This is a genomic window from Butyrivibrio fibrisolvens, from assembly GCF_037113525.1.
Taxonomy (GTDB): domain Bacteria; phylum Bacillota; class Clostridia; order Lachnospirales; family Lachnospiraceae; genus Butyrivibrio; species Butyrivibrio fibrisolvens.
Genome location: NZ_CP146964.1, coordinates 196,728 through 222,570 on the forward strand (window position 1 = coordinate 196,728; position 25,843 = coordinate 222,570).

Consider the following 25,843-nt stretch of genomic DNA (forward strand, 5'->3'; position numbering starts at 1 on the left):
CCAAAATACAATTCTTACAATTATGTATGTTTTCTTTACTTAAAATAATGGTTCTTATATACTTATAACTGTCGAACAACAGTTCACAAATAAAAAAAGGAGGACGTATGAAATGAAGGCTTGGAACACACCAGTTATGGAGTCCCTCGAAATCAACGAGACAGCAGGCGGCTATAACCAGATTACAGAGCACGATGGTGTTATCAACTACTCTGCAGGTATACCAGCAGAAGAGTACGCTAGCGGACCACTTCCTAGATAATCTTAGGGCTTTAATTAAGAAGGAGATTTATTCTCCTTCTTTTTTTATGCTATATTGATCAAGAAATACAGCGCATGAAACAACCTTTGCTTTCCAGTCAATATTATCTGCAGTGTTCGGCTTATCCATTTCTTTTTTTACCAATTCAAGATCATAGTACTTACTGATCTTATCTGATACCATCTCAGAAAGGCTTCGAACATTTTTGACGCCAAATCTGTCAAGGCGAAGCACTGCATCAGCACTCTGTCTTCCTCTAAACCTCATATTTAGTCTAATCTCATCCGGCACATAGTCCTTAAGATATTCTCTTACCAGCCTTCTCTCAATCCCATCCCAAGCAAAGCATTTATATGGTAACGCAAGACATAATTCCAACATTCTCTTATCCATTGTAGGATCACGCATTACAATGCCATAATAAAGACCTGCTTTAGTATTTACAACACCGGTTAATTGCAGTACTCCATTTGAAAAAACACGTCGAATGTATGTCTCTCTGGTCCTGATAGAGCCTGTCATTCCCTGAAAAATCTTTTCCCACTCAGACTTTATGTTATGCAATTCGAATAGTTCTTTTTTATAACCTCTTTCGTCGCAATAAATCTCTGAACGTTTATTAATAGAAAAAAGCTCTTTCATGAAACGCTTAGCAAAACGCTTTTTTATAATTCCCTTTTTCCTGGTGAAAACTTCAAACTGTTTATACGCTTCTATAAAATGAAATCGTGTAATCAGCCTTTCCAGGGTATTCTCCATATTGCCGTATGAGATAGTATCATTCCCATATGAACCGCTCAGAACAACCTTTACGCCCTGTTCCCTAGCCTTAATAAAGCTGTCATTAAGCCATACATAATTAATAAGTGCTTTAAACGGTAATTCCAAGTAATCACATAGCTCTTCCACATGTGTGAACAAATTTTCACCTTCACATTCCAAAAAGCTTGGATTAATATTAGGATAATGTTTACAAAATTCCAAAACTTCCTTTGATTCATCATCGATCTTATAGCCACTTGTTCTACCGAATTTTTCAACATAATCCTTTAACGGAACAGATGTATAAGAATATAATTTCTTGTTTTTCTTTTCTAGATAGTCTGCAGCAACACTCCCAACAGCTGTAGAGTCCAAACCGCCACTCAATAATATTCCATATTCGCCATCAGTTCTTAGCGTATCTTTGACGCAATTAAAGAAAGTCTCTCTGAAAAGCTCTCTGCACTTTTTGTCATCAAACTTTTTCATTTCCTCTATGGAATAAATTGGGTCATAGTATCTGACTATCTTCTTAGATATACTTCCAGACTGATTTTTTAAAATAATACCGGTTCCGTATGGTAATATGTACACACCTTCAAATGGTGTCAATCCGTCAAAAAGGAAACAATACGATAAATCTGTTGCCTGAGAAGCATACATCCACTTCTCACAGATTTCAATATCGGGAACAGCATCAGTAATGGATGATGTCAATGTGGAAAAATAGACCTTACTCCCATTTACATAATAATGTATACATCTGTTAGAAAGATGGTCCGTGTACAATCTAAACTCATTTTTGTTTTTATCGTAAATTGCAAAAGAAAAAAGTCCTAGTACATGATCTCCAAATTGGTCTCCCCACTTTTGATAAGCCTTAAAAAGAAGTTCTCCATCGGTAGCTGATCCATCAGCAAAAATCTCTTCTAGTAATTCGTTCCTGTTATCAAGAATAACATCTGCTGTAAAGAAGATATTGTCTTGTACAAATGGAAGCTTTTCTAGGCGCGATTCCTTTGTAATGTACTGCAATCCGCATTCCATGTATACATTATGTTCAAATATCCTGTCTGTTCGATCAATTCTATATTTATTTATGCATTTGCTCATCTTATCAGGAATATTTGAATCTATGTTATTACCTGATAAATCAATGCACCCCCATATTGCTGACATTCTATATCACCCCATTACACATTACTCTCTATATACTCCAATATTTCATTAAGTGTGTTCTGTTTTTTATTTCTACATATCTTGTGTACGGCAATCTGATTAGATAAACCTATACATCTCACCATATCATCAGGCTCAAGCCTAAATGCCTTATTAAAAAGCCAGTTTATGAAAATACAGTCTAAAATAGTCTTAAGTTTATCTGCTCCTGTAATCTCCATTTTAGTAAGTTCAGTAACATCCTGAACTTCAACTCTGAAGAGCGCATCAACTTTTGCAGGTTTGTTATAGAAATCGTTTTCTCTTGAAACCTCAAATTTATTAAGATCATATCTAACCTGTCTTAAATTTGTTGTATCAAGACCATTCTTCTCTACCTGATCTTCGCAAAGCTTCTGAGCAGGAAACGCCGGATACGAAATAAACTCACCATTTTCTAATACTATTCCTGTCACATCATCAGCCATAAGTAAGGCGCCTCTTTTAATAAGCTCCGTAGTGAGAGTTGATTTACCTGCTCCACTATCTCCTGCTACAATTATTGTTTTATCCTTTATTCGCAAACATGCTCCATGTATCATCAGCATCTTACGATACCAAAGCAGTATTGAAAGACATAATCCCGGAAGGAAAACCGCAGCATCATCAACAGTTCCATTCTTGTATTCAATAAAATTGATAGTTTTCTTATTATGAATGTAGAATAAGCCAGCACTGTTATGGAACCACATCTCACCCTTCATTATTCCTTTATAATAGCCTTGCTGAATCTGCGGTTCAATAAAATCAGGAATTCCCCCATATATAATCTCTATATCTGTCTCTATAGGTTCTTTTTCCAATTTTACAAACTGTGGAAATTCATAATCCGACGCAAGTGTAAGACCATATATTTTGTAATAATGTTTTTTATTTTTCATAAAAATCAAACTCCTTAATATGTTGCAAACTTAGCAACTGTTGTATATTCATCTCCATTCCCTCCTGTAGCCCAGAGATTCCCACATCTTAGCCACGCATGGGCTTCAAGTTTACCCTTTTCTGTTTTCACGCCAAGGTATATGGTACAAGGGATGTTCTTTTTTATTAAGAATTTTCTTAATGAAAGTGCTCTTACTAGGCACTTCTCTTCCCAAGGAAGTCTTTCTGTGATCCTATTGATGTGAAAAGCATATAGCTTTGCTAAATCAATCTTATCCCTGCTTTCCTCATAAGGAGTTTCTTCTCCTCTTACTCCAAGCCTGTCTTCAAGCTTTTTAGCAGGTGTATGCTTAACAATATAGCGATAGTAAAAAGAATAAATGTACGCCTTTATTGTTACTGACTTTTCTTTGTTATCAAATATAAAGGATCTTAAATTAATCATAATAACACCAAGTTTTTATAATATAGTTCGAATCTGTTAAAGCGCCTAAAAATGCCCTTTTTATAAGTTAGGGTAATCTAACAGCATAAGTGTATATACAGCCACCAAGCTCCTGCGCGCATTCAAAATATTATCAGTCTTCTTTAAGATGTGGAAAAGGGTTTCTTTAGAATTTCAATAACCCTGATAGAATTATCTCTTCCCCCTAAATCAATTGCCCCTAAAACTGTTACATACCTTATTTCAAAAACAAATCCTTCAAAAACGGAGTAATTTTAACATAAATCAAATGCCCCGTCAATGAAGGATTTCACTGTAAACTCTTACACTTTATGAAATTTTATGTCCATTAATTAATGCTTCCGCTATCTCTGGAAAATACCATTTCAGATTCTTTCTATCCATAATTGCATAATTAGTCACTTCTGCTGCGGATTTTGCATTTGACCCATTATCCCAGAGTATCGGGCACGCTCCTATTTCAGCTGCTTTTTGTGAATAATCGGCTGTATATTGAACTCTATCAACGTTACTATCACCTGTAGTTCCAAACTCACCTATTACTATTGCATATCCTCTATCATATAATTTTTTTATGTTATCAAAGCCAGTTTCCATTTTTTCATATTTTAAATAACCATGAACGCCAACTAATAGCCTATCTTCAACAGAATCAGTAGGAAGTTCAAAATAATCTATATTTCGCCCATCACAAGTGGCTGCATAAGTATTTATAAGCAAAAATCTGGTAGCATTGTTTGATCCCGTTGCTCTAACCAAATCAACAAATAACTGATTCCAATTATTATAGATAGATAATGATTCATATGGAACATCGGTCCATCTGGTATTATCATCTACCATCTCATTAAACCCCTCAAGGATCAAATGATCATCATAATCTTTTAAACATTCTGCAATCTGTATTATCATATTGGCAACCTTATCACGGTTGTCATTGTAATTACTCTTGGAAGCCTTGATCCAACCATCATTACCTGTATCATGATGAATATCAACTATGCAATACATACCGTTATCAATAACCATAGAAACAACTTCTGATACTCTCAAAAGCCAATTAGGATCAACATTTCCTTTTTCATCAATATGGTTCATGTATGTTACAGGTATCCTGACCGTTCCAAAACCTTTATCTGCAATCATTTTGATAAGGTCTTCTGTAATAGGTGCATTCCACCAAATTGTTTCATATGTACTCGGATTTGCATCCATAGTAAACATATTGTTCCAATCACAAACATCTAGTGAATTACCGATATTAATTCCAACGCCCATTTCTCTTACAAAGGCTCTTGACTCTGATGATTCAGCTACTACCTGCTGTTTTGGTATACCTATGTACCAAAAAACTACTACTGCACATGCTGCAACTATTAGAGCTGTAAAAACTGCTATTATTATTCCAATCTTCTTTTTCACGTCTATCTCCTAAACTAGCCTATATATTTCTTAATTAGTGACTGCTACATGCTGTAATTACAATCACTACATTAAATTCAATCCNTTTTATTTACCGCCAGTAATGATCAACTCCACAAGTTCTTCATTAGGCCACGTAAGTGTTTTCCTATCAAATATAGCCATCTCATTAATATGACCGTTATCCCACCATATAGCAGGAACTCCCAGAGCGTTAACATACTTTAAGTATTCTGTTGCTCCTTCAATACGATTATCTCCATCCTTGGAAATCCAGAAAGCCCATTCTCCGATAATGACATTATACTTTTGTGTAAACTCGGTCATAATGGCAAATTTTTCCTGCATATTACTAAGCGTAAAATAACAATGCAAACCAACAAGTATCTTATTGTTTGCAGTATCCGATGGTAAAACAAACGCATCCAAAACCTTCTTTGTTGACATTGCAGCATAAGTATTTACAAGAAGATATCTATCTTTGTTATTCTCTCCAGTTGCCCTGACGGTATCAACGAATAATTGATTCCACATATTCATTGCAGCAAGATCTTTGTCAGGAATATTGTCATCCCATTGGCATTTTTCATTGACCACCTCATTGAAACCTTCAAGTATAAGTTTTTCATCCTTACTCTTGAATCTATCTGCTATCTGGGTGACCATATATTCAACTTTGTTCTTATTACTTTTGTAATTGCTCTCTGATGCCATGATCCAGCCACTATTACCCGTATCATGCTGAATACTGACTATAACATACATATCATACTTTAACGCCCAGTCAACAACCTCTTCAACCCTGTCCAGAAATGCTGTATCAATTGTTCCATTATCAGACATGTGGTTAAAATAAGTAACCGGAACTCTCAATGTCTTGAAACCTCTGTCGCTTATTGCCTTGATCATATCTTCAGTTGCCACAGGATTTCCCCAATAAGTTTCAAGTTTGGCAATCTCCGAACTTACATCGTAGTAGAAATCCTCAAGTTTAAGATCTATCTCTATAGTTCCACCAATAACATCGCCTGTCGTTTTAACACCATCAAATGATGACATAGGCTGATATACGTACTCAGTTACTTCATTTTTCATTGTAAGTGTATGGGAACCTATTAGATTGCCCATTGTAAACTTTGAACCTGATGAAGTTGTAAATGTTGCATTTGTAATAGTACATGTAAGTGGCTTATTCTGAGCATTAGCATCATGTGATACTATCTGAATGGCAAAAGAATCACATTTTGTACTGGTAGCCGCCTTAAGAGAATCTATTTTCCAGACAAAATGAAGAGATCCATCATATGAAAAATATTGATAGGATGACGCATCCCAGGCGCTATATGGGTTCGTAGTATATATCGCTGCAGCCTGATAATCAATCGCCTTATTCGAGCCAATTGTATCCCAGTCGCAAACGTCAAGATCATTACCAAGGCTCATTCCATTACCCATGTCTTTAAAAAGCTCATCAACTGACAGATCTTCGCTCGCATATACTATATTTGCATTCTGTGAGCTGACAACAACCTTAGTAGAACTGCCGTTTTCAGCACTGGCAATTCCGCTTTCAGTGTACATTCCGCACGACATTACGCAAAATGATAATGCAATTATTAACATTATTGATAATAATCTTTTCATAAGTTAACCTCACGCTACTAATAATACAGTTGATACTCTGTATACATTCTCATATAAGCCATTTTTGCTCCTATTCTCTTTGGCTTTCCTTCAGTAATTCTATATTAATATCAGTTAAGAATCTTATCTAGCTCACAGAAGTGATTTAGAGATTTTTCTGCTATTTGATCGATCATTTCCATCGGGCAGATATACTCTTCCTTCATAACATTTTCCAGACACAGCTCTTCAATATTTTCTATTGCAAAAAAATCCCCTGCAAAATTGATATCGTTTAGTACGGTTGTCATTTTGTTGTTGTAGATTATCGGAATAACATACTTTTGAAATCTTATAGCCATTATCATTGCATGAAACCTGCTTGCAATAACCATGTGACATTCTCTGAAAAGTTTGATCATATAATCAATATTATAGTTATTTCCATAAGTTATATTCTTTACAAGATCTATATTATCACAGTTTTCCATTATTCTTGATGCAATCATGTTATCACCCTGTTCTTCACAAAATGAAACAATATAGACTTTTTTTCCTAATGTTGATAAATAATTACATATCGAAGCCATTTTTTGGATATATTTTTCTACTATGCTATTATCTCTATTAAGGTAATCATCTTTCAGAGGATTAACAACAGAAATTATATAATATCCATTGTCCGTTATCTGTCCCTTCTCTATTCCAAAAATGATATCCGGCGCATATCTTACATTAGGCATTTCTTTAAAAAGATTAAATGAAAACTGATCTCTAAATGAAACCTCCGCAGCAAGTGCGAAACATCTGCGATATTCTTCCAGATATCTCTCGCTCTTCCATGGTCCAAAATTACAACCAATTATATGAGGATGTTTTTTATACCATTTATAGTCCATAATTTTGGTCCAATCAGATGCTTCCGCAAAATATGACCCTGTTATAAATACACTCTGCTCAAAAAGNCCTGAGCAAAAATTTATAAATGGAATTTCTCTTGCTACCAAATCATAGTCTCTTTTTATAAGAGAAAAAATTTTATGTATCATTTTCATTGGAATTGAATCCAAGACAATATATTTTAGATTCTGAATGCCTGTAAAACTATCTCTATATTTTTTTAATCCAAACATCACAAACTTCGTATTTGGATATCTTTTGCAGATAATACTAATAAACAGGTCATCTCCAAAATTATTATTTACGAATGCGCGTAGCAGAACCATTCTTCCCCCATAAATTTTCAAAATTATTGATTTGGCATATTCTATTTTCTAAATAGAATATTTTTAGCATGATATAAAAAGAAATAGCATCTAAATCTTAATAGTACAACCATTACTTTCTGTCGTGGTCTTAAAAGCTTGTTATCTAGTTCCAACAATATTGGTTTAAATGTGTCATCACCTATCATTTCTTTCAATTCTTTTTTGAATGAAATATACCCGCCTGATTCATAGGCATTTCTGAGCGTTACATATACCGAAAAAAATCCAGAAGCAGAAACTCTTTTCTGAATCCGACTGTCCATATTATCATTAAAAAAATCAACTATTCTCAAATGTCTGTTTTTGCATAATTGCCAGATATTCTTTCGATAAGCATGCGTAAAAGATGTCTCATTTACACGATAATAAACCAACTTATCCGGTATAAAAACAGCTTTATTTATCTTCTTACTTATATAAAGATGAAAAAGATCATCCTCTGGGAAAAAGTCTCTTTCTGAAGGAAAACAATCACAAGAAATCAATGACCTTCTATACATTTTTCCCCAAATATATCCAGGATAATTTTTGTATCCATCTGCATATATCTTTCCAATAATCGGCAACAGATATTCATCAAGTATCTGTTGTTTATCAATTACAAGACTCGGAAATTCATAGGTATTTGTTATAACATTACCATTATCATATTGAAAATGGCTGCAAGAACATACATCAGAACCAGTCTCTATCATTTTTTCAATCATCACTTTAACAAAATCATCAGCCAAAAAATCATCGCTATCTACAAAGCAGATATATTCTGACGTTGCAAGTTCATAACCATCTTTTCTTGCAGAAGAAACACCTTGATTTGCCTTATGAATAACTTTTATCCTGCTATCTTTCTTTGCAAATTCATCACATATTCTAGGACTATTATCTGTAGAACCATCATCAACTAATATGCACTCAAAATTTGAGTAGGTTTGCCTCACAATACTTTCTATACATTGTCCTAAGTACTTTTCCTGATTATATACTGGGACGATTATTGACACAGAAGCTCCCATAAAATCTCTCCCCTTATCTTATCTAATCGAATCGTAATTACATTAAAAATTTTTTTTCAGATATGCTATATAATACATTTTTATCAGTTTTTTCACCGGGTAATATTTCGAGATCTTTAGATACTTAATCTTGTCTCTGAGCATTCTAATATATGGTTTTATCAACTCCTGATAATCATCGATACCTTCTTTTTTCATCTGTTCTATATTTCTCCAAAGGAAATATAAATATCCATCTACTGCAATATCAAATAACCTTTGGTTTCCTAGCTCTTTATAAAAATCTATTCTGTCTATAACCGCTCCCATAGAATCGTCCAGTTCTTTTACGGTAAAACTGCTATTAGTAATGGAATCTGCTCGTTTTCGATAATAGTACAATACATCTGGTATTAAGATTGCCTGTTTTGCTTCGTGAAGGAGACGGTGATACACATATGCATCTTCATGAATCTTCCCGGAAGGATATTTTATTTTATCAACTAGTGATTTTTTATATATTTTATTGATAGGAATAACAAGCTTTACTGTATTTTCAGCAGAAAAGGCTTCGTCTTCCATCTCTTTTTCTGTGATTACTATTTTGGCATTTTGCTTAGCTACGATATCACTTGGAATAGTTTCTCCATCTTTAAACAAGATGTAATTACACATAACTATTCCAGCACCTTCTTTAATTGCTGTTTCATACAATACTTGTATGTATGTCGGATTCACAATATCATCGGAATCAACAAAGCATATATGCTCACCTTTAGCTCGGCTTATGCCTAAATTCCTTACGTCAGCAACTCCACTGTTTTCTTTATGTATAACTACGATTCTGGAATCTTTCAAAGCATACTCATCGCATACTTCTCCACTCCCATCCGTAGAACCGTCGTCAATAAGTATCAATTCAAAATTGCTATAGGTTTGTGAAAGAATACTGTCAAGACATTCCGGAAGGTATTTCTTAACATTAAAAACAGGGACTATTACTGAGACTTGCACGCTATTCATGCTTTTTTATCCTTTTTAATAAGACCATCTTTAAACTTATATAGTACTTTTGTAAATCCGGGAAAAACCTGTAAATAATGAATTTGATCTTCTGATCAATCCCTATATTGTTACATCTGACTGCTTTTAAATATATGTCTTTATATGCCTTTCGCATCTTACTTTTATATTCTTTGCTACCAATTACGTCACTTTCTCTTATATTTTTCAAAATGGTATTAGCATATCCTACATATGTCATTTGTAATAATTCTTTTTCATTATGCCGCGTATAAAAATCTATCTTTTCTAAAGAAGTTGCTATACCGCAATCACACTTTTCTATGCTGGATGAACCTCTTGTGGCTGAGTTTTGTGAATAGTAATAATAATACAATTTAGCATCGGTTATAAGAACCATATCGGCGTTATAAATAGCCTTAAATGTTGTTGCTCCGTCTTCATAATATCTAAGATCTTCAGGAAATCTCACATTATCCCAGAGTCTTGCATCGAATAGCTTCCCCCACACCATGCTATACATGATTCTGTATTCTTCTTTTAATAATAAATCTTTAGCTGGAATGATCTTATCATGTGACGGTTTTGTAGTTACTGCTTCAAAAACTGTTTCATTGTATTTTTTAGTAGTGTTGCAAGGCTGGCACCAGACAATATCAGCCTTACTGTCAAACTGTTTATCTATTAATATTTGCAGGTAGTCGGGATGAATATAATCGTCTGCATCTACAAAGCAAATAAAACTGTTCTTATCCTGGTTTTCCACATAACTAAGCGCCTTATTTCTTGAACTTGCTGCACCTGCGTTAATTTCTGATGAAATACAGATTACTCTGCTATCTGTAGCTGAATAATGCCTGATAATGTCTAAAGTATTGTCTGTAGATGCATCATCAACAACTATAACAGATAAATTCTGATAAGACTGCTTCAATATACTATCCAGGCACCCACCTATATATTTATTCGCATTGTATGCAGGAACTATTACATAAACCCTTTTTCTCATTAATTAAAACCTTCTTTTACGATGAACAATTTTAGTTATTTTGAGAATCAATTTTAAAAAATATTCATATTCCTCTGTCTTATGGAAAATAGCGTAGTTCATAAGATTGGGCACTATCACACACATAAACATCTTACAAACAAATAGCAAATATATATTTGATACGGGAATATTTATACATATAAAGTATGTTAACAATTCCTCGGCTACAAATAAAGTAAAGCATTCAAGTATAAGTAATAAATATTTTCCACTACCCATAAAGAAATATTCATTAAACAAAAGTTTGGCCTTCAAGATCATTTGTACTGACTGTGAAATAATAGTTCCAAGAATAACACCGACAAGTCCTAAGTATTGAACCAGGATCAATGAAACCACTATATTCATTACCATACCAATAAATGATATATATTTATCTTTTTCAAATAAGCCAGCGCTGGTAAGCGTTATCCATAAAGGCGACTTAATGAACTGAAAAAATGCATTAAACATTACGATAAATACTGTAACAACAGGCAATGTCATGTCTTCATTCTTGGACCACACTATAGAAATAAAATCACTGGACAAACAAAATAAGGCTGTCGTTGCAAATGAGGCAACAAAAAGTGTGATAAGCGTTAGCTTTTTAAGAATATTATACACATATTCTTTTCCTTCAGAAGCAATAGCATTACCTATACTGGCCTGCGCAGAATATAGCGCCCCAGATATAAATGTCGATATATAATTGACCAATGTATTATAATTAGACATAAAACCGACAGAAATAACGTTTACAAAAGATGAAATTATAAGATTATCTGTAGATGTAAGTACTGTAGTTGATACTTTTCCCAGAAAGATATTCTGTACATCCTTTAGTATTTTTCTTGTTTCCTGTTTTTCAAGAGATGACTTGGTATCTTCAAGAACAGGATAAGCTTTTTTCACATGCAGGGTTTTGATTAAGTTGAATCCCAGCGTTAATACAATTTCTGCAACAATATATGCAACAAAACTTCTGGTGATCGCCAGCGCAACTATCTTGGCAATGGGTGTGACTATATTATTGATCATAGTGATGTGTCCAATAATATATCCTCTTTGATCTGCTGTAGCCAACGTAAAGTTATATGAATATAAATATGTTATTGCAGTTTTAATAAGGAACAGAACATATATTCCCGTGATATATTTGATGTCAAATGTCGTGTCTTTGATTATATATCGTAAAAAGGGGACAAGGCACATTCCTACTACAAAAATAAAAATTGCTACCATTCTATAAATCCATTTATAGAAATTCATTATTGCAGCAATTTTTTTCTCATCTTTTTCTCTAAGAGGCTTATACAGATTGAAAGTTACTGCCGAACCAAATCCCAGTTCTGAAAGAGACAAAAGAGATAAAATATTCGAAAATAATCCATCTATACCAAGGTATTCTGAATTTAATATATAAATAAAAATAGTTCTTGATATAAATCCAATTGCTATAGTTATTACTGTATTTATTGTTGTCCAAATACTATTCTTAATAACATTTTCACTACGCATCACTTAACAAACCTTTTAATAATATGTTTTTTAATTCTATAATATTGATACAAAAAGTAGTTATATTCCTTTACTGTTTCTATTATTCTCTGCAGCATACCAATATGAGCATCCGGATCTTTTCTATAATCTTCATAATATTTCTTATATACTATCTTGTATCCTGTCCATGCCTTCTTGGGGCTTTTTGTAATTTGCTCCATACCATGCTGTATATAATGGAACAGCACCTTTTTTACTCCGTAAATCCTGTAATTCTTACTGATTCTGAGCCACATCTCATAGTCCTGTCTTGCCGGAAGGCTTTCATCAAAACCTCCAAGCTTAACTAAGGCACTTTTTCTCATAAGACCCTGAGATGTACTTCCGATATAGTCATATTTGAGCTGGTCATGAAATGTAATCTCATCCTTATATAACCTTGTTGTGTAGTACTCACTTACTGTCGGAGGCTCCGTAGATATATCAACAACATCTCCCAGACAATAAACCATAGCTACGTTTTCATCAGCATCTTTAAATCTGGCAAGCTGCATTTCAAGCTTCTCAGGTTCCCATGTATCATCATCATCAAGAAAAGCCACATACTCGCCTTGAGCATTAGTTATACCAAGATTTCTGGCAGCGCATGCCCCTTTATTTCCATCCTGTTTGATGTATTTTATTCTGTCTCTTCCAGAAAATGCTTCTGCAATTAACTTACTTTCTTCACTATTATTCTTATTATCATCTACTATCAGTATTTCAAGATCCTGATATGTCTGATCAAGAACACTTTGTACAGCTTTTTCCACGGCTTCCGGTGGTCTTTTATATGTTGTTATTACTACTGAAACCATTTATGTCCCCTATCTTTTTTCTGATTATCATTTTTTTACATAATAATATCTTGATAAAAAATAGTATTTTATACCTTTTACAAAACCCATAACCTCTATAAACAATAAAGGTTTTCTTCGTGCCTCTATCAATCTGCTACTATTAAAATCGTAATCCTCTATCTTGTTAAGCTCTTTGCCAGCATCCTTTAATGACATGTTCATTAGTTCATGATATAAGAGCTTTATATGTATCACACTAAAGTTACTGATCATATATCGATAATTTATGGAATCAAGATATTCATAAAGACATTTGCTAAGTCTGTTATATTGATTAACTCTTACTATTCCTCTGTCAGGTCCCATAGAAGAATCTGACCTATATAAGTAATAATAAAGTCTTTCATTAGTTACTTTAAGCTTGTTTATGTGCATCAGATAAAACAGATTAAAGCATACATCTTCTGCAATTACAGGCTTAAACACAGGAAATCTGATATTTCTGTTTTTTATAATATCCGCCCTATATAATCTATTCCATACCTCAAAACCACAACCATAGTTTAGGAAATTGTTAGAAATAAATTTCAGTCTTTCTTTATCGGAGCCTATTTTATAATCACCTTCAAGAAAGTCTCTTTCTTTTTGATTAGTTCTTCCACCATCTTTTCTTACATAGGAATGATAATAATTGAAAACATATAAATCGTTGTCTTCTATCCCACGAACTGCAGTTTCAATTAGTTTCAAATCCATAAGGTCATCACTGTCTGCAAAATAAATATATTTTCCAGAAGCTACCTCTATTCCTTTGTTACGAGTATCTCCCTGCCCTGAATTTGGTTTATCTATAACTATTATTCGATGGTCTTTGGCACTATATTCATTACAAATAAATAAACTGTTGTCCGTTGAACCGTCATTTAAAAGAATGAGCTCAAGATTCTTATATGTTTGATTCAGTATACATTCAATTGTATTGCTCAAGTACTTTGAAGCATTATAGATTGGTATGATTACACTTACCAGATCTTCTTTCATCGTATTAATTCCTTTTTGTCATTCTCCATATCCTGTAATACAGGCCTGCATTAAGCTTATATAAAACAATCTCAAATCTCTCTCGTGCACTAAAGCCTTTAGATGCCTTTTCATAACTATTTACAGCACTTAAGAATTCTTTTCTGTAACATTTCTTTATCCCGCCATCATCACTGACTGAACGAGCACAGTTTAAATTGAAATAGCACATCATATGAAGGCAGTGCATAACGCCTTTGCGCCAAAGAGCTTCTTCATTATTATCTCTATAAAAATCTATTCGTTGAAGGTAAGCTGCTACAACCTTGGAATCCCTATGTCCATTCATGACACCAATTATGCTGTCTTTTCGTTGAAGGTAATAATATAATGGAAGATCCACAAAACAGATATTAGAGCATTTATAAAGAGCTTTATATGTTGTAAATTCATCTTCGAATATTTTTCCCTTTGGATATCGAAGCTCTGTAAACAATTCTTTTTTATAAAGCTTATTCCAAGCGACAGTCAGTTCAAGTTTTTTATCTCCGCTATAATAGCGGTTCTGAGCTTTATGCCCGTCCATTATATCTACTTGATGATCTGTCCCAAAAGATACATCTGTTTCATCCGGTTCTCCATCATAAACATACTTGTAAGAACACATGCTTACATCTGAATCCGTTTGAAGTAGTGTATCCATCAATATTTTGAACATATCCCTATGAATATAATCATCAGAATCTACAAATGCCAGATATTCGCCTTTTGCCGCTTCTATTCCTTTATTTCTGGCATCAGAAAGGCCGCCGTTTTCTTTATGGATGACCACTATCCTGGAATCTTTCTTGGCATATTCATCACATATTGAAGCGCATGCATCTCCGGAGCCATCATCTACAAGAATGATCTCAAGATTTTTATATGTCTGTCCTATTATGCTGTCTATGCATCTATGAAGATATTTTTCAACATGATAGATTGGAACTATCACAGTTATCAGTGGATTATTCAAATTATATCCCGTCCTTATTATTTACTTATCAAGCTCGTCTAATAAATCTTTAGAAATATCACTTCTTACTTTTCTGCAAAAAAGATCCGGTACACTTTTTAGTTTCTGATAATCTGCCTTAGTCAGTACGGTTACTTCCCTGGGGAATTCGAAGTATGTCAGGTTTCTCCAATTAACAAGCCATCTGGCTTCCGGTTCATCATACTTATAACATCTGGTCTTGAACCTCGAATTATGCACTACTGTATGAAAATATTCTTCATCAGGAAACTGCATAATCTTCATTTTATGATTAAACCGTGGATGAGATCTTTCAAAATCATCAATATATCTGGCACATTCATCAGTAACAGCCCACTGTGCACATCCATAATATATGTCATAATCGCTGTCATGTTCATGAATAGTACCATTAAAGCCAATCGTAGTAACACTCATGACTATTGATGCTATAGTATTAAGAAGTTTTTTGGGATTTTTATTGGACGCTCTTCCATATGGATTATCTTTCATATAAAAAAGCTTATATTTTCTAGAAAACTCCCAGTCCTTAGTCCCTGCGATAGGACAGCCCCTTATAAACTCTTTCCCCTTATTACTTTCAAAAAATTGCTTAATTTCAACATTAGTCTTGATCGGATAATCAAGATTTTGCATCATCACATAATAGTCATAACTTTTATCACTGTTTAGTGCTGTACGAATCAATTCAAAGCTGGCATGAATAGCATTATATCCACCCCAATAAACCTTATGTCTGTTTGGTGTAAAATAAACACCTCTTATATCTTTTAAAGCTTTTTTGAAAGGTTCAATATCTTGTTTTGCATCTACGTGCACATACATATCAAAATCCGAATCTGCACAAAGTCTTCTTGCACACCTTGCAACAAGCTCGGGATCTGTATGGCACAAATTCAAGAAAGCAATTTTCATAAATCACTCCAATATATTTATAGATTATGCAAAGTCCAAGCTATGTTTTATCGTTTAAACTTATATCCGACCACATGAAGCATTGTTGTAGCCAAAAATAGTAAGTGAAACCATCTCTTTTTTAAAATAACGAATGGTATTCTTTTTACAAGTGAGCCATTTCCTATGGAATATTCACTTATTAGTTTTAAAACTCTTTTATCTTCTACAAAGCTTTTAAATCCTTCGTAGCGCTGTTTTCTGCTTGCATTTGCATTCTTTCCTGAAAGCTGGAAAGCCATCTCTACTGCAGACATAACTATAGTTCCGGCAAAAGTATATGTAATATCTACTCCAGAGCGCTTCTTCACTCTTTCAACAAGCTTCTGTCTTGCATCGTTAAGCTTTTTCTTGCCTTCCAGTTTAGAAAAAGGCTCTCTTTCGTATCTGTATATAGCAGAAGTTGATCTGGTAACCAGATAATAATAACATTTCTGCTGGACATATACTTTCTTACAGCAACTAAGATACTCAGAAATAAAGCAGGTATCCTCTCCTACCTTTAATGTTTCATCAAACTTAAGATCGTTATCTATGATAATGCTTCTTTTACAAAGCATTCGCCAAAGTGCCGGGTTTTCTACGTATAATGAGCCAGGCACTCCGGCGATCCAATTGTTTACGTCTTCATAGGAAAGACCTATAAAAGCAGGCATTACATCTTTGATTACTTCTTCATTCTCATATATATCTTTTGAAAATCTTGGAAGTGAAGTCTCATAAATCTTTCCGTCTTCATACCTGTAATAGCCATATATTACTGCATCTGCTGATTGCTGCTTGATTATATCAACAAGTTCACTACAGGTATATCTTTCCTGAAAATCATCTCCATCAAAGAAAAAGATATATTCTCCGGTAGAAGCTTTTATACCATCATTTCTGGCGGCAGAAACACCTTCATTCAGCTTATGGATTACTTTTATAATATTGTTTTTACTTGCATATTCATCAAGTATTTCTGAAGTTCCATCTGTAGAACCATCATCAACAACTATAATCTCAAGGCTATCTTTCTCATAGTCCTGATCCAGTACACTTTGAAGACATTTCTCTATATAATCCCTGATATTATATGCAGGAATAATGATACTTACTTTAGTTTTCATCTATAACGTGTCCTTTTTTCCATAATCTATTAATACCTGCTGATAATTTTGGCTCTCTTCGTCCGGTAAAATACATTCCAAAGATCAGAAGCGGAAAACAAATAGCAGCATTCATTACATATGCTTCCATGATCGTATAAAGCGTATAAAGTATTATAAATATCCTGTCTCTTACATCCATCCTTGAGTTAAAAACTATCGCTGCTAAAGATATAAGAACAAGGTATACAATACCGTAACATACCATCATCCAAATGTAGCAGTTATCAAAGATCATTCCGTCAATCCAGTAACCCTTCCAATATACCTTTGAGTCGAATTCTACAACCTTACCAAATATAGATAATCCTTTCATATCATATGCGACTGCACCATATAAAAGTCTACCTGTAAACAACTCATTAAGTGTTTCAAAAATGCTTAAAAAGTAGCCATTAACAAATCCTATAATTATGGTTACAAAAAAGATTGATAAAAAAGCATACAGGTATTTTGAAAAAATCTTTAATAAAAACTCATAATATTTTACCAAGCCATTCTTTAACATTGTAAGGGCAATTAAAAAACACGCAAAAGTGATTATGGTCAATGCCGTATTTGAATCACAAAAAATATAGAATACATAGTTGATAAGCCAAAGTACACCTAATTTTAATGGCGTGAGTTTTTTGAAATTAGAATATAAAAACTCCATGGAAATCCAGCAGATATACATAGAGAAAGTATTAGCATGACCCTGATAAAAGGTCATTCTCTGTACACCATTTCGATATGAATAAGGCACACTATATGGATTTGATAAAAAGTTGATCATATATACAATGACATGAATAGATATAAGAAACGCCTTAAATTTCCATACTATATTAAGTACCTTTTCAAGATCAACATCCTGTATTCCAATAAATAGCAACGCTGTAAAATACAAATAAAAGTAATAGCACTTAATACATGTGTACACACATAAGCAAAATAAGCATACCGAAAAGATAAGCTTTGCATATGTGTACCTCTGAGTTATCAGCTTTACTCCAATAATACCTGTAAAAAGCATAATAATAAGATTATCTACTATATCCGGCTTTTTCATAATTACCGAAGAGTCTGTTATATTCTTGTAAGCCAAAAGCAAAAGAGCACATGTATATAACATCTGTATGAAGTTTTGTCTGTTCTTTAAATTTCTTTCAGCCAATGATATAGAACTCATTATCTTTATGCCTTTGCTTTTAATTCATAATAAATTGCAGAGAGTTTTATAAGCCTAAATTTCAACAGTACGTATTCATGTTTTTTATACAGCGGAATCATTTTAAACTTAAGTTTTCTCATTATTTTTGCTGTAACATCGGAGTTGTAGATCCTTTTGATACATTTACTACTATCTTCTGACGCCGCATACTCTCTGCATAAGTTTGTAATTACCCTAAAATAATAAATATCTGCCTTATATCTAAGATCCTTATTACCTATCTCATCAAGATATTTCTGTCCAGCAGTATATAACATATCTGTTATCCTAAGCCTATCGTCCGTTATGCTCTTTCTCATGGCGCTTTCGTCATGCTGCCTGTAAACCAGAAGGCATTTATTGACAAGCTTAAAACTTTTACATTTTTCAAAATAATCATAGACAAAGAGAAGATCTTCGCCTATTTTAATGTTTTTGGGAAATCTAAGATGATACTTATCTATAATATCTTTCTTGAAAACTTTCCCCCAACACTCATTAAAAGAAGATGATGCATACATCAGCTCAAATATATATTTTGAATCCTGACATGTATTATCTTTAAAATCAAAATAAACGTCTTTTCCCCGGCCGTCAGGATATAATATCTTTTTGGCGTATGCCATAAAATCAGGCATATCCATTTCAAGCCTTGAAAAAAGATCTTCAAAGGCATCTTCTTCCAAATAATCATCTGCATCAAGAAATAGGATATATTTGCCACTGGCATTATCTAGTCCATTATTTCTAGCTGTAGATACCCCTCCATTATTCTGATAAATATACCTTATTCGATTATCTTTTCGAATATATTCTTCAATTATGTTTTTAGAATCGTCAGTACTACCGTCATCTATAACTAACACTTCAATATTTAAGTCAGTTTTTTTTAGGATGCTATCAAGACATTCAGAAATGTATTTTTCAGCATTATAGACTGGGATTATTACTGACAGTATAGCCTTATTATTTTCCATTTTTTGAATCCGCTTCAGGGATTATTCCCAAAATAAAATCGTCTTCATCAAGTGTAAACTGCTCTACAAGGCGAGCTTTATTAGAAAACAGCTCCATCACGAATATAACTCCTGCTACCATAACAAATCCTATGGCAAAAAATAACATACGTTTTTCCCATAAACGACCGAAACCGCTGTATGTTCTTCTTGCGCCATCAGCTGAATCCAGAATCTGAACAGCATTAGTACCGGTTATATTCCTCATCTCTATAACAAAGGATTCTGCAACAGCATTCGCAACAGCTTCTGCAACATTAGGATCAGTATAAGTTGCTTCTATCATGATTACGACTTTATCAGAAGATGAAACCTTAAGCAGATCAGCTATTTCAGATGCAGAAAACCCGTACTGAGGCAAAGAAGATGCCGCTCTTTCACATACCTTAGAACTAGTTATTACTTCAGCATAGCTGTTCATAATTATCATTGCATCATTAGATTCCTCTACATTACCATAGCTGTTACTGTAAAGTCTTACATATGATGAATAATAGTTACTTACGTCTGAATTCCATGTAAGAACAATACCTATTGCAAACATTAAAAATGCCCCTGCAAGGCAGATTATTATCTTATTCCAGACGGTTTTAAAACTTATTATAAAATCTTCAAATCGGATATCTTCATTAATATTCATTATTCACTTATCCTCTTTTTCTACCATTAGCATTAACTCTGTATACAAGAACCAATATACCGGAAATCAAAATACATACCACACACGCTACCACACTGACTATCTTGTTGATTCGATAGTTGTTAGTGATAGAAACATCTTCTATTTCATTAGCCTCAGGAGTTGTTACATTAAATGTATATGTCTGTGTAGCTGTCTGATGAGTTATTCCATCTGAATCTACATATGTAAAATAGAAATCAACACTCTGAGAACCTGGGATTGTAAAGATAAGGTATACATCAGCAGTTTCTACGGCGTTACTTGTAAGTGATCCAAGCTCATGATACTGAGGTACTATAGTGCTTCCTGACATATGAAGAACAACATCACCAATGGAAGTATTACCACTATTATGATATGTTACACCAATTCGGTTACCAGATCCTGTTGTTGCCTCTGTTGTAGCATCATAATTATCAACTACGACGATACCGCTATCTGATACAGGAATCTGTACAAGATTAACGATTTCATTATGAGTAATGAATGCATCAGCAAAAGTAAGTGTCAAATAACCAAGAACCTCTGTTGTACTAATTGCTTCAGATGCAACGAGTCTTAATGAAGTATGCTTCTCTTCGGTTTCTTTGAAATATCCAAGATAGCCTACAGCTGTCTTACCATATTCTGCATATATAAGATTATCAGGCTCTGTAAATGTAACGTATGCATTTCCTACTCGCTGAGTATAGCTTGTATTTTTTACTGTAATATTTAATGTAAATACTTCACCCGGAGTAATATACTCTCCACCATCAATACTATAAGATGTGATGACCAAAGTCGCATTATCAAGTGGTTCAGGTTCGATAGCACTTGCCTTAACACCTGCAAACGCAAAAGACGCGGCAAACATAACACATGTTATTAGAAGGATTAAGACAGTTCTTTTTATATTAATAGACTTCATTATCTCTGCTCACCTTCCTTTATGCCGTTCTTATTCTTAGTAAGAATATCAATATCATTCTGAGTAAGTGAATAATTCTTAGGAGTTGATTTGAATTTCCTTCTACGCCTTACTGTCTTTCTCAGATTCTTCTCCTCGAAATAGTTATAATCTTTAATATTCTTTCTATACTGGGATTTTTCCATTCTGTTAGCAATTATTCCGCCATTCTTCTTACCATAAGGAAGAAGAGCCACCTTGGCATCAAATATCTGTTTCTTAGTTGAAATATTTACACCGCCAACCAGAACATACTTGTCTACTGATGGAATTAGAACTTTAGCATCATTTACAATGCTAATTGAAGGCAGATCATAAATGATAAAATCATATTCAAACTTAAATCCAGTGCAAAGAGCCTCCATCTTGTCACTGCATAAAAGTCTTACCGGAGTATTGTACCTTTCTCCGGATGCAATATAATACAGATTTTCATATGATGTGTTACAGATAATCTCTGATTCATCTATATCATCTTCAGTTAAGTATGTTGCAAGATCCATACCTGCCGGCGCACTTATTCTCTTGAATTCGTTACCTTTTCTGAAGTCACAATCAACAAAAAGTGTCTTCCATCCAGCCTCAGACAAAGCAATAGCTATGCCAAGTGCCACTGTTGTTGTTCCAACTCCACTTCCAATACCTGTAAAAAGGAATGAACTAGCCTTATATTCACGCTTCATCTCGTATATACCGACAACTATACGGTCTATCGCTTCGTTGACAGCAGGAGTTTCATTCCCATACAACTCTAAAACTTTTTCTTCCATGCCTTTCCTTCCCTTACTTGGCTAATTATTCCTAGCCCACAGTATATCCATATTACATCAAACCTTATCTACTATAAACAAATCCTATAATATGGTCAAGTAATCTAACAATGTTGAAAGCATGCTACTATTTGTATGCTAGCTGTATTCAAATGCCTTATTTCTGCTATTACTTACAATAAAAAACCGGCAGGAATAAACCTGCCGGCTTGCAAACGCCTTAATTACATTTCAACTATATGATATCCTTCCGAGCTAAAAGCAAGTACAAGCTCCTGGATAAGCTCATCATCGCTTTCATATTTTGCAAGTGCTTTATTAGAAGGAGGATATATTTTTTTATTTCTTTTAAAATCATATAAGCTAAGTAGATGATTTATCACAAATCTATCTTTCCTTAAGTAACGAACAAAGAAATAAATGTCATGTGATATCAGCCAACTGTACATTTCTTCTTTTGAATTAATAACTTCTTTAACATTATTCTCGAAAAACTCTAATAGCCTTGCGTCATCCTCATCACACAGAACAATACTAAACAATGTATTACCATAAGAGTACTTCTTACAATATAATTCGCTCAATACGCACGCTTCCTTTCTGTGAGTATATATCACGAAAACCTCTAACACTTATATTTTATCAATTATAGCTATTTTTCAATATAGTCATAATTACCAATAATTAGTTTTTTAATAACCGATTAAAAATATTGAATTATCCTTTTTTGTATAAAGTGCTACATTATTATTTTCGCAAAATGTTATCGATGATAACATTTTTGCGATTTTCAAAATAAACAATTGACTTTTTCCCTTATAATGTTATTGTATATATAGTTGTTTATAAAAATATTGTTATTTCTAATAACATTCAATCAAGGGGTATTTAGAATGAAAAAAATTTCTCAATCATTACTTACTAATACAATTATTACTCAGCGCAAAGCTCTTAACATGACTCAGGCACAACTGGCAGAAGCTACAGGTATCAATCGTACCATGTTAAGTCATCTTGAATCAGGCGAGTATATGCCTTCTATTCCTCAGCTCGAAGCTTTGGCTGAAACATTAAGCTTTGATATTGTAGATCTTTTTGAAGATTCTGACAATGGAAATTCTTTACCAAAGGCTTCACCAAAAAATATCGCAGTTGCCGGCACTGGTTATGTAGGTCTTTCACTTGCTACACTTCTTGCTCAGTACAATCACGTAACTGCTGTTGATATCATTCCTGAAAAGGTTGAAATGCTCAACAACAAAAAGTCTCCTATCCAGGACGATTATATTGAAAAATATCTTGCAGAAAAAGATCTTGATCTTACCGCCACAACAGATGGAGCATCTGCATATAAAGATGCTGACTTCGTTATCATTGCAGCTCCAACAAACTATGATGCTAAGAAGAACTATTTTGATACATCTGCTGTAGAAGCTGTAATCGAGCTTGTATTATCTGTTAATCCAAATGCTGTTATGGTAATCAAATCAACTATTCCTGTAGGATATACAGCATCTGTAAGAAAGAAATTCAACACTAACAAGATCATCTTCAGCCCCGAATTCCTTCGCGAATCCAAAGCTTTATATGATAACCTTTATCCATCACGTATCATTGTTAGTACAGATCCTGAAGATGCTGCTCTCGACAAAGCAGCTCATGAATTTGCAGCTCTCCTTCAGGAAGGTGCTCTTAAAAAGAACATCGACACTTTATTCATGGGATTCACAGAAGCTGAGGCTGTTAAGCTATTCGCCAATACCTATCTTGCTCTTCGTGTATCATATTTTAACGAGCTTGATACCTACGCTGAAAGCAAAGATTTAAATACTAGTCAGATCATTAATGGCGTATGTCTTGATCCTCGTATTGGTACACATTATAACAATCCTTCTTTCGGATACGGCGGATATTGTCTGCCTAAGGATACAAAACAGCTTCTTGCCAACTATCAGGACGTTCCTGAAAATCTTATAGAAGCTATTGTAGAGTCTAACCGCACAAGAAAAGACTTCATTGCTGACAGAGTTCTGGAAATAGCTGGAGCTTACGGTAACTCTGAAGCATTCTCCAAATCAAAAGAACACGAGGTTGTTGTGGGCGTATACAGACTTACAATGAAGTCCAACTCCGATAACTTCCGCCAATCTTCTATTCAGGGCATTATGAAGAGAATCAAGGCAAAAGGTGCTAAAGTTGTCATTTACGAACCAGCGCTTGAAGATGGTTCTACATTCTTTGGTAGTGAGGTTGTTAATGACCTTGAAAGATTCAAGAAACTTAGCCATTCAATCATTGCAAACCGCTATAATAGCTGTCTTGATGATGTTAAAGACAAGGTTTACACAAGAGATCTGTTCCAGAGAGATTAATGATTAAAGGTGCTATTGTAAAAATAGCACCTTTTTACTACTTATTTTTCTAACTTATTCCATGATAAATGTTCAGACTTTTATCAATCATCCAGTATAAAGACTTGAGCGGTTTATACTTTCTTTCCATCTTCTGTATATCATTTTCATTAATGATACTTTTTTTAACATTTGAAGATACTCCAAATATATTGTCTTCATTCATCTTATAGGCTAAATTACATTTTTTCAAAAACGCCTCAAAAGCATCATACTTTGCTTTATAGGAATCATTAAAATAAGAATAATCAACTGCTTCATATAGTTCAAAAAGATTTTTAAATTTCCCAAGCTCTTCCGATGAATAACAAGGGATATTATAAAACTGTGCTATTTCTAGAGTTCTAGAATCACAACTGTTCACTACTCCTGGGATTCCAGCCAGAATTGGAACAATATTCCCATGAATCCTCGATCCAAAAGACATACTAAAATTGTTTTCAGACAGATATCCAATCCAATCAGAAACATCAGCAAACATATTTACTTTTTTATCAAAAAGCAAATTACAGCCTAAATAACCATTCTTTCGAACATGCCAGATGATCTTTTTAACATTTCCATCTGTCATAAAGCCAGGAGAATATAAATACTCGCCATACTCATCCTGGTCAAAAAATTCGCTTTGGGGATATAGTTTAAAAATATCACGATAGCGTTTAGTTTTTAGCTCTTTATTATGCCCATTTACAGCAACTTTAAGATTATTAGAAGAAATATTTTTCTTGATTATTTTAAGATCTCGTCCACGCTGATAGATTGAAGGACACCCACCAACAAAAGCTTCTGTAAAGCCTAATCTATCAAAGAATTCCTTAGTAATATACCCCCGAAGACATATATCTCCCCCGGTAGAATAGACCGCATCTATAAAATCAGCAGCCTCGTTACCAATTTGTCTTACAAGACTATCAACTGATTCTTCTTTACCAAGCTGGATTCCACATGAGATAACATATACCGGTATTTTCAGCTTCTTTATAAACTTCGTATTTTCAACAAGACGATCTGCAAATTCCACCGAAAATATATTTGCGCATGGCATAAGAACTGCATCATAATTATCATTTACAGAATCCACATTTCCTGAGTAATCATAAAATGAGTACTCAAGATCATCTCTATACAGTTCGGACAGTATTCCCTGATACCAGACCTTATTTCCATAATTTGGATAAGACGTATATCCTTCTTTTATCAATCTTTCCTTCAACGAGGAATAGTCTGTAGGGTTAAAAACATCATACTCTGACTTACTACTTCTTATATAGATAAGTAGCTTTTTTACCAACGTTTCTTTTCTCATATATTCTTTCCTTTACATATTAAGCAAAAACAACTAGTCACATGGAAATAACAAAAAAGACTCATTTAG

At 33.7% G+C, this 25,843-nt stretch carries 24 protein-coding genes; 2 read left to right on the forward strand and 22 right to left on the reverse strand.

The genetic code is table 11. The features are described 5' to 3' along the window. Positions 1-112: 112 nt before the first annotated feature. Positions 113-262, forward strand: a complete 150-nt coding sequence (locus WAA20_RS20705; RefSeq protein ID WP_167562694.1) for a hypothetical protein — start codon at positions 113-115, stop codon at positions 260-262. A gap of 27 nt (positions 263-289) precedes the next feature. On the opposite strand, the gene WAA20_RS20710 is transcribed toward WAA20_RS20705, so the two are convergent. The 21 genes from WAA20_RS20710 to WAA20_RS20810 form a co-directional block, all read right to left on the reverse strand. Continuing rightward, entirely contained in the window at positions 290-2,203 is a 1,914-nt protein-coding gene (locus WAA20_RS20710; protein ID WP_073386869.1) for an asparagine synthase-related protein, read from the reverse strand. 14 nt (positions 2,204-2,217) lie between these two features. Further along, a complete protein-coding gene (locus WAA20_RS20715; RefSeq protein WP_073386867.1) occupies positions 2,218-3,123 on the reverse strand; it encodes a hypothetical protein in 906 nt (301 codons plus the stop codon). 14 nt (positions 3,124-3,137) lie between these two features. Next, entirely contained in the window at positions 3,138-3,569 is a 432-nt protein-coding gene (locus WAA20_RS20720) for a lasso peptide biosynthesis B2 protein (protein WP_073386866.1), read from the reverse strand. Between the two features lie 330 nt (positions 3,570-3,899). Further along, positions 3,900-5,012, reverse strand: coding sequence for a glycoside hydrolase family 5 protein (locus WAA20_RS20725; RefSeq protein WP_073386864.1), 1,113 nt, complete (start codon positions 5,010-5,012; stop codon positions 3,900-3,902). A gap of 87 nt (positions 5,013-5,099) precedes the next feature. Beyond that, the gene (locus tag WAA20_RS20730) at positions 5,100-6,656 is read right to left on the reverse strand and encodes a glycoside hydrolase family 5 protein (protein WP_073386863.1); all 1,557 of its coding nucleotides are present in this window, start codon (positions 6,654-6,656) and stop codon (positions 5,100-5,102) included. 110 nt (positions 6,657-6,766) lie between these two features. Beyond that, positions 6,767-7,882, reverse strand: a complete 1,116-nt coding sequence (locus WAA20_RS20735) for a polysaccharide pyruvyl transferase family protein (RefSeq protein ID WP_139263694.1) — start codon at positions 7,880-7,882, stop codon at positions 6,767-6,769. A 20-nt stretch (positions 7,883-7,902) separates the two neighbouring features. Beyond that, the gene (locus WAA20_RS20740) at positions 7,903-8,916 is read right to left on the reverse strand and encodes a glycosyltransferase family 2 protein (protein WP_073386860.1); all 1,014 of its coding nucleotides are present in this window, start codon (positions 8,914-8,916) and stop codon (positions 7,903-7,905) included. 42 nt (positions 8,917-8,958) lie between these two features. Beyond that, positions 8,959-9,918: a glycosyltransferase family 2 protein gene (locus tag WAA20_RS20745; RefSeq protein WP_073386859.1), complete on the reverse strand. Its 960-nt coding sequence runs from the start codon at positions 9,916-9,918 to the stop codon at positions 8,959-8,961. Then, on the reverse strand, positions 9,911-10,927 hold the full coding sequence (locus WAA20_RS20750) for a glycosyltransferase family A protein (RefSeq protein WP_073386857.1): 1,017 nt from the start codon (positions 10,925-10,927) through the stop codon (positions 9,911-9,913). The genes WAA20_RS20745 and WAA20_RS20750 overlap by 8 nt, the downstream gene beginning before the upstream one ends. Positions 10,928-10,930: 3 nt before the next feature. Further along, positions 10,931-12,472 (reverse strand): lipopolysaccharide biosynthesis protein, encoded by a 1,542-nt coding sequence (locus WAA20_RS20755; RefSeq protein ID WP_139263692.1) that lies wholly within the window; start codon positions 12,470-12,472, stop codon positions 10,931-10,933. Then, entirely contained in the window at positions 12,469-13,308 is an 840-nt protein-coding gene (locus tag WAA20_RS20760) for a glycosyltransferase (protein WP_073386855.1), read from the reverse strand. The genes WAA20_RS20755 and WAA20_RS20760 overlap by 4 nt, the downstream gene beginning before the upstream one ends. Before the next feature lie 27 nt (positions 13,309-13,335). Next, on the reverse strand, positions 13,336-14,331 hold the full coding sequence (locus WAA20_RS20765; protein WP_073386854.1) for a glycosyltransferase: 996 nt from the start codon (positions 14,329-14,331) through the stop codon (positions 13,336-13,338). Positions 14,332-14,335: 4 nt separating this feature from the next. Further along, positions 14,336-15,325 carry a glycosyltransferase gene (locus tag WAA20_RS20770; RefSeq protein ID WP_073386853.1) on the reverse strand — a complete coding sequence of 330 codons (990 nt, stop codon included), beginning with the start codon at positions 15,323-15,325 and terminating at the stop codon, positions 14,336-14,338. A 21-nt stretch (positions 15,326-15,346) separates the two neighbouring features. Beyond that, positions 15,347-16,261 (reverse strand): beta-1,6-N-acetylglucosaminyltransferase, encoded by a 915-nt coding sequence (locus tag WAA20_RS20775; RefSeq protein WP_073386852.1) that lies wholly within the window; start codon positions 16,259-16,261, stop codon positions 15,347-15,349. Between the two features lie 47 nt (positions 16,262-16,308). Further along, complete coding sequence (locus WAA20_RS20780; protein WP_073386851.1) at positions 16,309-17,409, reverse strand: glycosyltransferase family 2 protein; 1,101 nt, start codon at positions 17,407-17,409, stop codon at positions 16,309-16,311. Next, a complete protein-coding gene (locus WAA20_RS20785; RefSeq protein WP_139263690.1) occupies positions 17,399-18,103 on the reverse strand; it encodes a hypothetical protein in 705 nt (234 codons plus the stop codon). The genes WAA20_RS20780 and WAA20_RS20785 overlap by 11 nt, the downstream gene beginning before the upstream one ends. 521 nt (positions 18,104-18,624) lie before the next feature. Continuing rightward, positions 18,625-19,617, reverse strand: coding sequence for a glycosyltransferase family 2 protein (locus WAA20_RS20790; protein WP_073386849.1), 993 nt, complete (start codon positions 19,615-19,617; stop codon positions 18,625-18,627). Then, positions 19,607-20,296, reverse strand: a complete 690-nt coding sequence (locus WAA20_RS20795; RefSeq protein ID WP_073386848.1) for a hypothetical protein — start codon at positions 20,294-20,296, stop codon at positions 19,607-19,609. Before WAA20_RS20795 ends, WAA20_RS20790 begins: the two co-directional genes overlap by 11 nt. A 7-nt stretch (positions 20,297-20,303) precedes the next feature. Beyond that, the gene (locus WAA20_RS20800; protein WP_073386847.1) at positions 20,304-21,248 is read right to left on the reverse strand and encodes a hypothetical protein; all 945 of its coding nucleotides are present in this window, start codon (positions 21,246-21,248) and stop codon (positions 20,304-20,306) included. Next, entirely contained in the window at positions 21,248-22,057 is an 810-nt protein-coding gene (locus WAA20_RS20805) for a CpsD/CapB family tyrosine-protein kinase (protein WP_073386846.1), read from the reverse strand. The genes WAA20_RS20800 and WAA20_RS20805 overlap by 1 nt, the downstream gene beginning before the upstream one ends. Before the next feature lie 224 nt (positions 22,058-22,281). Further along, the gene (locus WAA20_RS20810; protein ID WP_139263688.1) at positions 22,282-22,641 is read right to left on the reverse strand and encodes a hypothetical protein; all 360 of its coding nucleotides are present in this window, start codon (positions 22,639-22,641) and stop codon (positions 22,282-22,284) included. Between the two features lie 309 nt (positions 22,642-22,950). On the opposite strand from WAA20_RS20810, the gene WAA20_RS20815 reads away from it, so the two are divergent. After that, positions 22,951-24,429: a nucleotide sugar dehydrogenase gene (locus tag WAA20_RS20815; RefSeq protein WP_073386844.1), complete on the forward strand. Its 1,479-nt coding sequence runs from the start codon at positions 22,951-22,953 to the stop codon at positions 24,427-24,429. A 49-nt stretch (positions 24,430-24,478) separates the two neighbouring features. Here WAA20_RS20815 and WAA20_RS20820 read toward each other — a convergent pair whose 3' ends face one another. Continuing rightward, positions 24,479-25,774, reverse strand: a complete 1,296-nt coding sequence (locus tag WAA20_RS20820) for a polysaccharide pyruvyl transferase family protein (protein ID WP_073386842.1) — start codon at positions 25,772-25,774, stop codon at positions 24,479-24,481. Between the last annotated feature and the right edge of the window lie 69 nt (positions 25,775-25,843).

Excerpts from the sequence above, each read along its gene's own strand:
- WAA20_RS20705 (WP_167562694.1), top strand. The coding sequence starts at position 113 with ATGAAGGCTTGGAACACACCAGTTATGGAGTCCCTCGAAATCAACGAG.
- WAA20_RS20710 (WP_073386869.1), bottom strand. The coding sequence starts at position 2,203 with ATGTCAGCAATATGGGGGTGCATTGATTTATCAGGTAATAACATAGAT.
- WAA20_RS20715 (WP_073386867.1), bottom strand. The coding sequence starts at position 3,123 with ATGAAAAATAAAAAACATTATTACAAAATATATGGTCTTACACTTGCG.
- WAA20_RS20720 (WP_073386866.1), bottom strand. The coding sequence starts at position 3,569 with ATGATTAATTTAAGATCCTTTATATTTGATAACAAAGAAAAGTCAGTA.
- WAA20_RS20730 (WP_073386863.1), bottom strand. The coding sequence starts at position 6,656 with ATGAAAAGATTATTATCAATAATGTTAATAATTGCATTATCATTTTGC.
- WAA20_RS20740 (WP_073386860.1), bottom strand. The coding sequence starts at position 8,916 with ATGGGAGCTTCTGTGTCAATAATCGTCCCAGTATATAATCAGGAAAAG.
- WAA20_RS20745 (WP_073386859.1), bottom strand. The coding sequence starts at position 9,918 with ATGAATAGCGTGCAAGTCTCAGTAATAGTCCCTGTTTTTAATGTTAAG.
- WAA20_RS20750 (WP_073386857.1), bottom strand. The coding sequence starts at position 10,927 with ATGAGAAAAAGGGTTTATGTAATAGTTCCTGCATACAATGCGAATAAA.
- WAA20_RS20760 (WP_073386855.1), bottom strand. The coding sequence starts at position 13,308 with ATGGTTTCAGTAGTAATAACAACATATAAAAGACCACCGGAAGCCGTG.
- WAA20_RS20765 (WP_073386854.1), bottom strand. The coding sequence starts at position 14,331 with ATGAAAGAAGATCTGGTAAGTGTAATCATACCAATCTATAATGCTTCA.
- WAA20_RS20775 (WP_073386852.1), bottom strand. The coding sequence starts at position 16,261 with ATGAAAATTGCTTTCTTGAATTTGTGCCATACAGATCCCGAGCTTGTT.
- WAA20_RS20780 (WP_073386851.1), bottom strand. The coding sequence starts at position 17,409 with ATGAAAACTAAAGTAAGTATCATTATTCCTGCATATAATATCAGGGAT.
- WAA20_RS20785 (WP_139263690.1), bottom strand. The coding sequence starts at position 18,103 with ATGGAGTTTTTATATTCTAATTTCAAAAAACTCACGCCATTAAAATTA.
- WAA20_RS20790 (WP_073386849.1), bottom strand. The coding sequence starts at position 19,617 with ATGGAAAATAATAAGGCTATACTGTCAGTAATAATCCCAGTCTATAAT.
- WAA20_RS20795 (WP_073386848.1), bottom strand. The coding sequence starts at position 20,296 with ATGAATATTAATGAAGATATCCGATTTGAAGATTTTATAATAAGTTTT.
- WAA20_RS20800 (WP_073386847.1), bottom strand. The coding sequence starts at position 21,248 with ATGAAGTCTATTAATATAAAAAGAACTGTCTTAATCCTTCTAATAACA.
- WAA20_RS20805 (WP_073386846.1), bottom strand. The coding sequence starts at position 22,057 with ATGGAAGAAAAAGTTTTAGAGTTGTATGGGAATGAAACTCCTGCTGTC.
- WAA20_RS20815 (WP_073386844.1), top strand. The coding sequence starts at position 22,951 with ATGAAAAAAATTTCTCAATCATTACTTACTAATACAATTATTACTCAG.
- WAA20_RS20820 (WP_073386842.1), bottom strand. The coding sequence starts at position 25,774 with ATGAGAAAAGAAACGTTGGTAAAAAAGCTACTTATCTATATAAGAAGT.